The sequence below is a fragment of the Roseibium polysiphoniae genome, from assembly GCF_014842925.1.
GTDB lineage: Bacteria > Pseudomonadota > Alphaproteobacteria > Rhizobiales > Stappiaceae > Roseibium > Roseibium polysiphoniae.
Genome location: NZ_JACYXJ010000002.1, coordinates 260,751 through 272,858 on the forward strand (window position 1 = coordinate 260,751; position 12,108 = coordinate 272,858).

At 61.3% G+C, this 12,108-nt stretch carries 11 protein-coding genes; 3 read left to right on the forward strand and 8 right to left on the reverse strand.

What is annotated here, in order from left to right:
• Positions 1-62: 62 nt before the first annotated feature.
• The 3 genes from IG617_RS04935 (at position 63) to IG617_RS04945 (ending at position 3,173) form a co-directional block, all read left to right on the forward strand.
• Positions 63-956, forward strand: a complete 894-nt coding sequence (locus IG617_RS04935; RefSeq protein ID WP_192107901.1) for a nitrilase-related carbon-nitrogen hydrolase — start codon at positions 63-65, stop codon at positions 954-956.
• Positions 957-1,069: 113 nt separating this feature from the next.
• The gene (locus IG617_RS04940; protein ID WP_192107903.1) at positions 1,070-1,579 is read left to right on the forward strand and encodes an NUDIX hydrolase; all 510 of its coding nucleotides are present in this window, start codon (positions 1,070-1,072) and stop codon (positions 1,577-1,579) included.
• 103 nt (positions 1,580-1,682) lie between these two features.
• Positions 1,683-3,173, forward strand: coding sequence for an inorganic phosphate transporter (locus tag IG617_RS04945; protein WP_192107905.1), 1,491 nt, complete (start codon positions 1,683-1,685; stop codon positions 3,171-3,173).
• Positions 3,174-3,272: 99 nt separating this feature from the next.
• Here IG617_RS04945 and IG617_RS04950 read toward each other — a convergent pair whose 3' ends face one another.
• The 8 genes from IG617_RS04950 to IG617_RS04985 form a co-directional block, all read right to left on the reverse strand.
• Entirely contained in the window at positions 3,273-4,115 is an 843-nt protein-coding gene (locus IG617_RS04950; protein ID WP_192107907.1) for an ABC transporter substrate-binding protein, read from the reverse strand.
• A 41-nt stretch (positions 4,116-4,156) separates the two neighbouring features.
• Positions 4,157-4,921: an ATP-binding cassette domain-containing protein gene (locus tag IG617_RS04955; RefSeq protein WP_192107909.1), complete on the reverse strand. Its 765-nt coding sequence runs from the start codon at positions 4,919-4,921 to the stop codon at positions 4,157-4,159.
• The gene (locus IG617_RS04960; protein ID WP_192107911.1) at positions 4,914-5,621 is read right to left on the reverse strand and encodes an ABC transporter permease; all 708 of its coding nucleotides are present in this window, start codon (positions 5,619-5,621) and stop codon (positions 4,914-4,916) included. Before IG617_RS04960 ends, IG617_RS04955 begins: the two co-directional genes overlap by 8 nt.
• Before the next feature lie 251 nt (positions 5,622-5,872).
• Entirely contained in the window at positions 5,873-6,571 is a 699-nt protein-coding gene (locus IG617_RS04965; protein WP_192107913.1) for an endonuclease/exonuclease/phosphatase family protein, read from the reverse strand.
• A gap of 118 nt (positions 6,572-6,689) precedes the next feature.
• Positions 6,690-7,265, reverse strand: a complete 576-nt coding sequence (locus tag IG617_RS04970; protein ID WP_192107915.1) for a sarcosine oxidase subunit gamma — start codon at positions 7,263-7,265, stop codon at positions 6,690-6,692.
• Complete coding sequence (locus IG617_RS04975; protein ID WP_192107917.1) at positions 7,258-10,260, reverse strand: sarcosine oxidase subunit alpha family protein; 3,003 nt, start codon at positions 10,258-10,260, stop codon at positions 7,258-7,260. Before IG617_RS04975 ends, IG617_RS04970 begins: the two co-directional genes overlap by 8 nt.
• Positions 10,257-10,562 (reverse strand): sarcosine oxidase subunit delta, encoded by a 306-nt coding sequence (locus IG617_RS04980; RefSeq protein WP_153768802.1) that lies wholly within the window; start codon positions 10,560-10,562, stop codon positions 10,257-10,259. Before IG617_RS04980 ends, IG617_RS04975 begins: the two co-directional genes overlap by 4 nt.
• Positions 10,563-10,573: 11 nt before the next feature.
• On the reverse strand, positions 10,574-11,827 hold the full coding sequence (locus tag IG617_RS04985; RefSeq protein ID WP_192107919.1) for a sarcosine oxidase subunit beta family protein: 1,254 nt from the start codon (positions 11,825-11,827) through the stop codon (positions 10,574-10,576).
• Positions 11,828-12,108 lie beyond the last annotated feature (281 nt).

Consider the following 12,108-nt stretch of genomic DNA (forward strand, 5'->3'; position numbering starts at 1 on the left):
CGTCATGATTTCGAGCAGGCCATTCGAGCCTGCTTTTTCACGTTTTCGGGTCTGATGCCTCAATGACTGACTATTGCCTTGCCCTTTGGGCGACGAATCTCGGGTTTTCGCCCGCACATCCGCAAGCATTTGCCGATCATGTCGAGGCACGGCTCCTGGAGGCGAAGGCCGCCGGTGCAAAGCTTCTGGTTCTGCCGGAATATGCGATCGAGGCGTGCCTTGCGTTCAAGCCCGCCAGGCTGAAACCAACTGAGGAGATGGCGTTTCTCGCCGAGGTCGGCGCGCAGGTGGTTGAGCTGCTGCGCCCCTTGCCGCAGGCGCATGGGATCTCGTTGCTGGCCGGCTCCATGCCTGTTCCAGCTGAGGGAGGGTTGACCAACACTGCAATCCTGCTGACCCCGGATGGCCGGGAGATCCGGCAGGACAAGCTGTCGCTTACGCCGGGCGAAATGGATCCGGAGACCTGGCAACTGCAGGGCGGACGCGAGCTACTGACGTTCGAGCTCGACGGTCTGAAGATGGCGATCCTGATCTGTCTCGATGTCGAAATGCCGGCGCTCTCCTGTCTCCTGGCGAAGGAGAATCTGGATCTTTTGCTGGTGCCGTCCATGACCGAAATGCTTTCCGGCTATCACCGGGTGTTCGACTGCGCCAAGGCGCGGGCGGTCGAGCTGATGACGAGCGTTGCCGTCTGCGGCACCGTTGGCCGAACGCCTGGCACCACCCAGATGGAAACCAATGTGTCAGGGGCCTCGCTCTTTGTTCCCTGCGAGGAAGAGCTTGGCTTCACGGGTGTGGCCGGTGCGATTTCTGCGACCGATGGCATGGCGGCAGAAGAGCCCTTCCTCATCGCCAAAGTGCCGGTTGGCACCGTGCGGGCCTTGCGCGCAGGCGGCGGCGAGGTCTGGCCTGGCGGCTGGTCGGCCGATCACATTGTTGTAACACGCACTTCCTAGTTGCGAGATTCATGCTGATTTTCAAATAAGTGCACTTTGTGCGCTTTGTTCTGGACTTGGTGACCCTATATCAGCTAAAAGTCCGCTCAATCCTGATTCCAACTACGAAACACATGTCCTCAATCGATTTTTCCTCTGTGGCTGCAAGGCCAATCCTTCGCGATCTGAAAAGCCTGTTTCGGCGACCTGCACGCTTGCAGATCGCCGCGCTATGCTATCGCGTGCGCAAGGGAAAGATCGAGGTTCTTCTGGTTACCTCGCGTTCGTCGCGCAGATGGATCCTTCCCAAGGGCTGGCCGATCATGAAACGCCGGGCGCACAAGACGGCGGAGATCGAAGCCTATGAAGAGGCTGGGATTATCGGCAAGGTCGCAAAGACGGCCTTCGGCAGCTTTCCGTCCTACAAGGGGCACAATGGCGGCCTCAAGATCCGGACCGATGTGGCGGTCTATCCCATCAGGGTGGAGCGGCAACTCGACAGCTTTCCGGAGCTTGGTCAACGGGAATTGAGCTGGCTTTCCATCGACGATGCCATCGAGGCGGCGGACGAGCCGGGATTGAGCCAGCTTCTGGGTCAATTCAAGAGCGAACTTGCGGAATTAGACAAGCTTACGCCGGCTTAGTATTTGACCTTTTGCAAAGATCGTTTATCGCCATGAGCGCGCTTTTATGCTGCTCGGCGGGTGAGACGTCGTCCAGCTGGATATACTGGAACGAAAACCAAACATGAGCAGGTACAAAAAGCCGACACTGGACAAGGATCTGGATAAAATCAGCTACATGGAAGAGGCTACGACCAGCCTCGGCCGTGGCCTGATGGCGCCAGGAGCTGGCCTGCTGTTCATTGTCCTGTGCGGTATTGTGGCGGGTGCCTATGTGCTTGGAGCGCCGAGCGGCGGTGTCATCGTTGCCGCGTCTGCGATCGGTGCCTATATGGCGCTCAACATCGGTGCCAACGATGTGGCCAACAACGTGGGGCCTGCGGTTGGCGCCAAGGCGATGTCCCTGACCACGGCCCTGGTGATTGCAGCGATCTTCGAGAGCGCTGGAGCGCTTCTGGCCGGCGGAGATGTCGTGGACACCATTTCCATGGGCATCATTGATCCGGCAGCTGTGGCCGACACACGCATCTTCACGGCAGCGATGATGGCAGCGCTCGTGTCTGCTGCGCTCTGGATCAATATGGCAACATGGTTCGGTGCGCCCGTATCAACGACCCATGCAATCGTTGGCGGGGTCATGGGCGCCGGCATTGCCGCTTCGGGGTTCTCGTCGGTCAACTGGCTCATGTTGAGCGGTATTGCGATGAGCTGGGTCTTTTCACCGCTCGTTGGCGGCTTGGTTGCAGCGTTTTTCCTTTGGTTCATCAAGGCTTTCATCGTCTATCAGGACGACAAGATCGCGGCAGCCCGCCGCTGGGTGCCGGTCCTGATTGCCGTCATGGCCGGAACGTTTGCCGCCTATCTGGCGGTAAAGGGCGTCAGCCATGTCGTCACGATCGAGCTTTCTACCGCCTTGGTGGCAGGTGGTGTGGTTGCCGTGCTTGCATGGATGGTCACCCGGCCGCTGATCGCGCGTCAGTCCCAGGGCCTGGAAAACCGGAACCAGTCTCTGCGCAAGCTCTTTGCTATCCCGCTGGTGTGTTCGGCCGCGCTGCTGTCCTTCGCGCATGGCGCCAATGACGTGGCCAATGCCGTCGGTCCTCTGGCGGCCATCGTTCATACCGCCGAGTTCGGCGATGTGGCCGAGAGCGTCGCCATTCCCCTTTGGGTGATGGCTGTCGGCGCGCTGGGGATTTCCTTCGGCCTTCTGCTGTTCGGCCCGAGGCTCATCAACATGGTCGGACGGCAGATCACCAAGTTGAACCCGATGCGCGCCTATTGTGTTGCGCTGTCGGCGGCGACCACCGTGATCATTGCCTCTGGACTCGGCCTGCCGGTCAGCTCGACGCATATCACCGTCGGCGCAGTCTTCGGTGTCGGCTTTTTCCGCGAATGGTACACGGAGCGGTCTGAGCGCCGGCTGGACTTTTTGAACGAGGGAGAGGGCGGCAAGGCCAAGAGAGTGCGGCCCGTGCGAAACCGGGAGGAACAGGCGCGAAGAAAGCTCCTGCGCCGGGCCCATTTCATGACAACGCTCGCCGCCTGGATGGTCACGGTTCCAGCTTCAGCCATGCTGTCCGGCATCTTGTTTTTCCTCATGGCCGCGATCCTCTGATGAGGGCCTGCTCGGGGCTGGAAAACAGGCTTCCCAAATGAAAAACGGCGCCTGCTGAGGGCGCCGTTTCTTTTTTGGGTCGACTGATTTGTGATCAGATCAATTGGAGACGCTCGAGGTTGCGTTAGGGAAGAACAACTGTTCGCCATTGACCTGGAAGGATGCGATTCCCTTCTGACCTTCAGGGCCGGTGAGCCAATCGATGAAGGTCTGCCCGGCCTCTGCCTTGACCGAAGGATGTTTCTCCGGGTTCACCAGGATAACGCCATATTGGTTGAACAGACGGTCGTCGCCCTGCGTCAGGACGGCGAGGTCGGCCTTGTTCTGGAACGCCAGCCAGGTGGCGCGGTCCGACATGGTGTAGGCGCCCATGCCGGCAGCGGCGTTGAGGGTTGCGCCCATGCCCGAGCCGGTTTCCCGGTACCAGGTGCCGGAGGCCTCGTCCGGATTGACGCTTGCCATCTTCCAGAGCGCCTTTTCCTTCTTGTGGGTGCCGCTGTCGTCGCCGCGCGAGGCAAAGAGCGCGCCGCTGCTGGCGATCTTGGCCATGGCCGCCGGCGCGTCCGTCATGCCCTTGATGCCGGCCGGGTCGTTCTTGGGGCCGACAATCACGAAGTCATTGTACATGACGTCGAAGCGCTCGACGCCGTTGCCGTCCGCGATGAATTTTTCCTCGGACGGCTTGGCGTGAACCAGAAGCACGTCGCCGTCACCATTAGCCGCGTTTTTCAGGGCCTGTCCGGTTCCGACGGCGACAACGCGCACTTCAATGCCGGTCTTGTCCTGGAACTTCGGCAGGATCTCGTCGAGAAGGCCGGAATTCTGCGTCGAGGTTGTCGACTGCACCACGATGAACTCGTCTGCCGCCGCGCCCATCACGTTGGCTCCAGCGGCCAGGCCGAACGCCAGTGCACCTGCAATCATGGACTTGAGGAACGTCATTCTTGGGGTCTCCCTTCAAGGTGTTTTTTTGAAATCAGTGATCAAACGAGAATGTCGCCGGAGAGATAGGCTCTGGCGGCCGCGGATTTGGGACTGTCGAAGAAGCTCTCTGCATCGCTGTGTTCGGTGATCTTGCCGTCGTGAAGAAACACGACTTCCTCGCCAAGGCGGCGGGCCTGGTGCTGATCGTGGGTGACGAGGATCACCTTGACACCGCGCCGGCGTGCGCTGGCGATGGCCTGTTCGATGAAGAGCGTTGAGGCGGGGTCGAGGTTGGCGGTGGGCTCGTCCAGCATCAGCACCTTGGGATCCAGAATCAGGGCCCGGGCAAGGGCGAGACGCTGTTGCTCGCCGCCTGACAGGACACGGGCCTGACGCTTGGAAAGATGCTCAAGGCCGGCGGTGGCAAGAGCGTGCGCCAGCTTTTCAGCGCGATTGGGCACAGGACGCAGGCCGAGCGCGAAACTCAGGTTCGCTCTGACGGACCGCCGCAAGAGCACCGGCTTTTGAAACACCAGCGCCTGCTGGCGGCGCAGGGACTTGTCCAGCGGAAGTCCGTTCCAGCGCACTTCGCCGAAGGAAGGCGCGAGGAGCCCATGCAAGAGCCGCAGCAGCACGCTTTTGCCGGCACCGTTGGGGCCCATCAGGACGGTGAGGGCGTCCGTCTCCAAATCGAGGTCAACACCCTTGAGGATCGATGTGTGCCCAGCCTGGAACGCCAGGTGGCGAACGGAAAGCGGCATGGGGGAAGGCACCTTGCTCGGCGTGTGCTCTGTGCGCGTCGGGAAGCTGAGGATCTCAGGCATGGGCCGTGCTCCGGTCGACGCCCTTTAGCAGGGAGACCGCACCATTGACGCTGAGCGCGATCAGAAGGAGCACCATGCCGAGCGCAAGGGCCAGAGCAAGCTCGCCACGGGAGGTTTCAAGCGCAATCGCTGTCGTCATGACCCGGGTGACATGATTGATGTTGCCACCAACGATCATGACGGCGCCGACCTCGGCGATTGCCCGGCCGAAGCCAGCCAGCAACACCGTCAGAATGGAGAAGCGGGCATCCCAGAGAAGAGCGATGATCGCGGTGTGGCCCGGGACGACGAGGGAGCGAAAGGTCTCTGAGTATTCCGCGTTGAGATCGGCGATCACCTGCCGCGTCAGGGCGATGATGATCGGCGTGATCAGGATGCTCTGGGCGATGATCATCGCTGTTGGGGTATAGAGCAGCTGCAGGACACCGAGCGGACCGGCGTTGGACAGCAGCATGTAGACCGTCAGGCCGACGACCACAGGCGGCAGTCCCATCAGCGCATTGGCAAGGACTGTCAGCGCGGTCCGGCCCTGGAAACGGGCGACGGCAAGAAGAGCTCCGAGGGGCAGACCGATGAGCGCGGAGATGGCAAGCGCCGATGCGGTCACGCGCAGCGACAGGGCCACGACTTCCCCCAACTCCGGATCACCGCTGATCAGAAGCTGTCCTGCAAGATAGAAGCTTTGCGCAAAATCCTGCATAGATTGTTAAAATCTCCCAAATAATCTCTCGATAGAAAATATATCGCATAAATGAGCGCTGCGAAAGGCCGTCTACGCTCCCTTCGCAGCAAACAGCTTTGCCTGCGAAGAAAAGCCAGCGGTTCTCTGGCGGAAGGGCGGGCACCACCGGGAGGAACTGGGCGCGAGCAGCCGCTCCCGATGGGCCTCTCAGCCAGCAACAGGGCCAATAGCCGTCGAATCAGCGGCGGCGTGCGCAAAGGAAAAGAGTGTCAGTGCGAGAGGGTCAGTTCGGCCCAGACCGGCAGGTGGTCCGATGCAATGCGCGCCGTTTGCGACTGATGCACGCCGGCTTGCTCAACCGTGAATTCGCGGCTGGTGATGATGCGGTCAAGGCTCGCGAGCGGCATGGGCGAGGGGAAACTCCGGCCCGGGGTCGTCACCTCGAAATGCGGGTCGAACAGCTTCAGGCTCTGTGCCGTGTCCCACCATTCATTCAAGTCGCCCACGAGAACGGTCGGCAGATCAAAGGCATGGGCGTGAAGCTGTGACATCAGCGAGGCAATCTGGCGTTTGCGGTAGGTGGCCAGAACGCTCAGGTGCATGGCGGCAACCCGAAATGTCTGGCCATTCAGCCTGATGTCGGCCATGACCGCGCCACGCGGCTCAAGGGTCGGCAGCTCCAGACGCGTGTGGTCGAGGATTTCGACCGTGTTGCGCACCAAGATGGCGTTGCCGTGCCAGCCGATGCTGGCATCCCTGATGGCAAAGGGCACGACCTTGTAGTCGGTGTGTTCGGCGATCCAGTCGCGGGCGAGGGTGGTCTCGCGCGGGCCGAAGCGCTTGTCGGCTTCCTGAAGGGCAATGACGTCGCAGTCCATTTCCTGGATCACCTTGAGCGTGCGCTCGGGACGCCGGCGCGCGTCCACGCCAATAGCCTTTTGAATATTGTAGGAGCCGATTTTTAGCATGGGTCGAACTTGTAGCCTCAAGGTCACTTGTTCAAGACCGTAGGCGAAAGCGGTTTCGCCTTTGTCAACGCGGCGGGCAGATTGGCTCCGCCGCGTTTGATGCTCAAGGGCCCCGGAGTCAGGCGGCCTTCAGCTCTTGCGCGGCCTCAATGAGCAGGCCTGCGACGTAGTCGATGAAGGAGCCCCAGGCTTCGACAACGAAGGCATCCGGCCCGATCCGCCACAGCATGACCGGTGCCTTGTGGAACAGGGTGCGGGTCACCATGCCGACCGGGAAGGCTTCAAGGTGCAGATCGATCGGAATGCCGCTGTTGAGCAACCAGGCCGCCTGATCGCCGGTCACCAGCATGGCGTCCTGGCGATGGGAAACGTCGACCAACGCATGAGGCGTGTCGCCGAGAGCGGTCGCTAGACCTTCCATGGTTTCGCTCAGCATGTCCTCCTGCGCCAGGAGCAGCCATTCATCCGGGCCAAGCCAAAAGGCCGCGCGGTCCGGGCCGGTCTCTGCGCTCAGAGGCTTGACCGGCAGGTCGAGGCCAAACCCCTTGCTGGCGGCGGCAAGGACGCCGTTTCGGCCTCGGAAGGACAGGCGCGCAAGTGGCGCGGTCTTGAGAATAGAGACATCAGGCAGGGCCAGAAGCGGTTCCTGTCCAGCGTCGGGAGCATAGAGCGTCGATACAAGATCATCAGCCATTGAGCCGGTCTCCTTTCGGATCGAAAAACACCGGGCCGGTGACGGTCACCGGAATTGAGCCGTCCGGCATGGGAACATGCAACGTCTTGCCTTCGAGTGCGCGGCCGTTTTTGACCAAAGCCAGAGCAATCGAACGGCCCATGGCGGGGGAATGATAGGATGACGTCACATGGCCATCGGCCGGTGTGCCCACTGCCGGGTTGGCGCTCTCCGTGATCTGGGCGCCTTCCTCGAGAACCACCTTCGGGTCTGTGGTCAACAGTCCGACCAGCTGCTTGCGGTTGTCGGCGACAAGGTCGGGGCGCTGCAGGCCACGCTTGCCGACGAAGTCGTGTTTCTTCTTGCCGATGGCCCAGGTCATGCCGGCGTCATCAGGCGTTACCGTACCGTCGGTCTCCTGGCCGACGATGATGTAGCCCTTTTCGGCGCGCAGCACGTGCATGGTCTCGGTGCCATAGGTGCAGCCGCCGAGCTTCGCCACTTCATGCTCGAGGGTCTTCCAGACCATCTCGCCATGGCGCCGCGGGACATTGATCTCGAAGCCGACCTCACCGGTGAAGGAGATGCGGAACAGGCGGCAGGGAACGCCGCAGAAGGTTCCGGTCGCAACGCTCATATGCGGGAATGCGTCCGGTGACAGGTCAATGCCCTGAACAAATGGGGCAATGGCTTCGCGGGCCAGTGGTCCCTGAACCGCGGCAACGGCATATTGTTCTGTGGTCGAGGTGATCCAGACATCAAGGTCCGGCCATTCGGTCTGGAGATAGTCTTCCATGGTTGCAAAGACACTCGGCGCGCCGCCGGTCGTCGTTGTCACATGGAAACGGTCCTCTGCGATGCGCCCGACGACGCCATCATCGATGATGAAGCCGGCCTCATTGAGCATCAGCCCATAGCGGCAACGGCCGACGCCGAGCTTTTTCCAGGGGTTGGTGTACATGCGCTCGAGGAACTCGGCCGCATCCGGTCCGACGACCTCGATCTTGCCGAGCGTAGAGGCGTCGAAGAGGCCGAGTTTGTTGCGAACAACCTCGCACTCGCGTGCGACAGCGGCATGAATGTCTTCCCCGGCCTTGGGGAAATACCAAGCCCGTTTCCACTGACCGACGTCTTCAAAGGCCGCATCACTGTCCGTCGCCCACTGATGGGACGGTGTCTTGCGGACCGGATCGAAGAAGTCGCCGCGCGACGAGGTGGCGAATGTGCCGAAGGTGGTCGGGGTGAAGGGCTGACGGAACGTGGTCAGGCCGACATCGGTGAGCGGCTTGTCGAGGGCTTTGGACGCAATTGCCAGGGCGTTCATGTTCGACAGCCGGCCCTGATCGGTGGCCATGCCGGTGGTCGTGTAGCGCTTGATGTGCTCGATGGAGTGCATGCCTTCGCGCACGGCAAGTTTCACGTCCTTGGCGGTGACGTCGTTCTGATAGTCGACAAAGGCCTTGACTCGGGACGCATCGCGGTCGTCGGGCAGGGCACCAAGCGTGCCGCCCGATCCAGCCTCCGCGCCGCTGGCAACCGCATAGGTGACCTTGGCGCTCTTGCCCGTGGCGGCCTTTGCAGCCTCTTCACCAGCGGCATAGCCATCCGCCAGGACGTCGTTCAGTCCATAGAGACCGCGTGAAGAACCGGCGGAACGCTCGTTCTGAACGTGCTGTCCCGGCAGAAAAGCTCCGGCTGCCTCGTCCCACATAACTTTGCCGCGGGACTGGGAATAAAGGCTGACAGTCGGTGTCCAGCCGCCAGACATGAGCAGGCTGTCACAGGCAAGATCACCAGCAGATGCCACCGAACCTGATGCAGACACCCGGCCGAGGAGGGCCTTGTCGATGCGCTTGCGGCCGGTCGTTCCGGTGACGACGCAGGCGGTTTCAACACGGATGCCGCGGGCCTGTGCGATCGATTGCAAGGCCTCCGGCGGGTTCTCCCGTAGGTCGGCGATAGCGGCAATTTCGACGCCGGCGTCGGCCAGATCAAAGGCGGCCTGCCAGGCGGTGTCACAGGCCGTGGCGACAAGCGCCTTGTGACCGACCTTGACGCCATAGCGGTTGAGATAGGTGCGGCCAGCCTCGGCGTTCATGATGCCGGGCCGATCGTTTTCCGGGAACACCATCGGTCGTTCGATGCTGCCGGCGGCGATGACCACTTCCTTGGCGCGAAGCTGCCAAAGGCGCTCGCGCGGCAGATTGGGGTCCGGTTCGCTGACGTGATCGGTGATGCGTTCCGCAAGAGCGACGAAATTCTGCGCGAAATAGCCAAAAGCAGTCGTGCGCGGCAGCAGCGTGACGTTGTCCATGGCTTGCAGGGTGCGGATCGCATCCTCGACCCAGTCCACAGGCGTCTTGCCATCGATGGTCGCGGCGGTTTCGCTCAGGAGCGAGCCGCCCAATTCGGCCTGCTCATCACACAGAATGACCCTTGCACCGGTTTCAGCAGCTGCCAGTGCGGCCGCCAGACCGGCCGGGCCGGAGCCGACCACCAGCACGTCGCAATGGGCGTAGAGGTTGGCATAGCGGTCATGGTCAGCATTCTTCGGCGGTTTGCCGAGACCGGCTGCTGCGCGAATGATCGGTTCGTAGACCCGGTCCCAGAAGGAGCGAGGCCACATGAAGGTCTTGTAGTAGAAGCCGGCTGGGAACAGAGGCGATAGGAAATCGTTGACTGCTCCGACATCGAAACCAAGGGAGGGGAACCTGTTTTGGCTGATCGCCTTCAGCCCCTCATAGAGCTCGACCTGGGTTGCACGCAGGTTCGGGGTCTGGTCACCCTGGCGATAGACGCCGACGAGCGCATTGGGCTCTTCCGATCCTGAGGTCAGGATGCCGCGCGGACGGTGGTATTTGAACGAACGGCCGACCATGTGGATGCCGTTGGCAAGCAGGGCGGAGGCGAGCGTGTCGCCCTCATAGCCCTCGAGCTGGTCGCCATCGAAGCTGAAGGTCACCTTTCGGTCGCGATCGATCCGGCCGCCGGCCTCGGTTCTGAAGGACTGGCTCATGCGGACATCTCCTTGGCCAGAGCCTCGAGATCGGGCTTGGGTTCACCAGCCTTGTAGACCTTGACGAACTTGTCGCTCACGGTCTCGCGCACCGCATTGAAGAACCGGCCGCAGCCGTGAATGTGGCGCCAGCGTTCGGCATAAAGGCCCTTCGGGTTCTCACGAAGATACAGAAATTCAGCCCATTGTTCGTCGGTCTGTGTGGACGGATCGGCAGGGCGAATGATGTGGGCTTCGCCGCGGCAGGCAAATTCCGTTTCGGGCCGCTCGACGCCGCAATAGGGACAGTGGATCAAAAGCATTGCAAAACCCTCTAGTGCGCCACGGCGGCGGCGGCAGCTTCGTCGATCAGGCGACCGGTGCGGAAGCGGTCAAGCGTGAACGGAGCGTTGATCGGGTGAGGTTCGTCCTTGGCGATCGTATGGGCGAAAACATGGCCGGAGCCAGGTGTCGCCTTGAAGCCGCCAGTGCCCCAGCCGCAGTTGACGAACAGGCCGGGAACCGGCGTCTTGCCGATGATCGGCGAGCGGTCGGGCGTGTTGTCGACGATGCCGCCCCAGTTCCTGAGCATGCGCATGCGCCGGAACATGGGAAAGAGCTCGCAGATCGCGTCAATCGTGTGGGTGGTGATGTGGATTCCGCCGGTCTGGCTGTAGGAAACGAACTGGTCCGTTCCCGCGCCGATGACAAGCTCACCCTTGTCTGACTGTGAGATATAAGCGTGGATCGTGTTGGACATGACCACACACGGAAATGCCGGCTTAACAGGCTCGGACACCAGGGCCTGCAAGGGATTGGATTCCAGCGGCATGCGCACACCGACCATGTCCATGAGGACAGAGGTGTGACCGGCCGCGACGACGCCGACCTTCTTTGCCTTGATGAAGCCCTTGGCGGTCTCGACGCCTTCGACGGCACCGTCGATGCCGCGCCGAATACCTGTGACAGCGCAGTTCTGAATGATATCCACGCCCATGTCGTCAGCCGCACGGGCATAGCCCCAGGCAACCGCATCATGACGGGCCGTGCCGCCGACGCGCTGTAGCGCCGCACCCATGACCGGATAGCGGATGTTCTTTTCGATGTTCAGCGGCGGGCAGTAGTCTTTTGCGGCTTCAGGAGACAGCCATTCATTTTGGACGCCGGCGAGCCGGTTGGCATGAATGTGCCGCTTGAAGACCTGGATGTCGTGCACCGTATGGGCCAGCATCATGACGCCGCGGGCGGAGTACATGACGTTGTAGTTCAGGTCTGTCGACAGGCCTTGCCACAGGTTGACCGCATGATTGTAAAGCGCTGCACTTTCTTCCCAGAGGTAGTTGGAGCGCACGATGGTCGTGTTGCGGCCCGTGTTGCCGCCACCAAGCCAGCCCTTCTCGATCACGGCGATGTTCTTCATGCCGTGTTCTTTGGCCAGGTAGTAGGCGGTCGCCAGACCATGGCCACCGGCACCTACGATGACGATGTCATATTCGGCCTTGGGCTCCGGCGCGCGCCACTGGCGGCCCCAGTTCTGATGCGCGTTAAAGGCGTTTTTCGCCAGTTCCAGAAAGGAAAATCGCTTCACTTGCGGCTCCGGGCAATGGGGCAGACCTTGATTTCGGTCTTTGTCCTTCAAAGGCGTAACGCCGCCCGGTCGTCTGCACAAGGGACCGGACGGCTACTTCGCCATAATCGCCAATGCAGCCGCGGCTCCTCATCGGTTTCAGTCGCTGACTTGTTCAAATCCGACACAGTGTCATTCTGTCCCACCAGTGGCTTGCACAGGCCACAATTCCATGGATCAAATCGCGCCAAATGTCGGAACGGAAACACTGATGGGTTTCCACATCGATTCATGTTCGCTAT

Excerpts from the sequence above, each read along its gene's own strand:
- IG617_RS04955 (WP_192107909.1), bottom strand. The coding sequence starts at position 4,921 with ATGCCTGAGATCCTCAGCTTCCCGACGCGCACAGAGCACACGCCGAGC.
- IG617_RS04950 (WP_192107907.1), bottom strand. The coding sequence starts at position 4,115 with ATGACGTTCCTCAAGTCCATGATTGCAGGTGCACTGGCGTTCGGCCTG.
- IG617_RS04940 (WP_192107903.1), top strand. The coding sequence starts at position 1,070 with ATGTCCTCAATCGATTTTTCCTCTGTGGCTGCAAGGCCAATCCTTCGC.
- IG617_RS04960 (WP_192107911.1), bottom strand. The coding sequence starts at position 5,621 with ATGCAGGATTTTGCGCAAAGCTTCTATCTTGCAGGACAGCTTCTGATC.
- IG617_RS04975 (WP_192107917.1), bottom strand. The coding sequence starts at position 10,260 with ATGAGCCAGTCCTTCAGAACCGAGGCCGGCGGCCGGATCGATCGCGAC.
- IG617_RS04945 (WP_192107905.1), top strand. The coding sequence starts at position 1,683 with ATGAGCAGGTACAAAAAGCCGACACTGGACAAGGATCTGGATAAAATC.
- IG617_RS04980 (WP_153768802.1), bottom strand. The coding sequence starts at position 10,562 with ATGCTTTTGATCCACTGTCCCTATTGCGGCGTCGAGCGGCCCGAAACG.
- IG617_RS04935 (WP_192107901.1), top strand. The coding sequence starts at position 63 with ATGACTGACTATTGCCTTGCCCTTTGGGCGACGAATCTCGGGTTTTCG.
- IG617_RS04965 (WP_192107913.1), bottom strand. The coding sequence starts at position 6,571 with ATGCTAAAAATCGGCTCCTACAATATTCAAAAGGCTATTGGCGTGGAC.
- IG617_RS04970 (WP_192107915.1), bottom strand. The coding sequence starts at position 7,265 with ATGGCTGATGATCTTGTATCGACGCTCTATGCTCCCGACGCTGGACAG.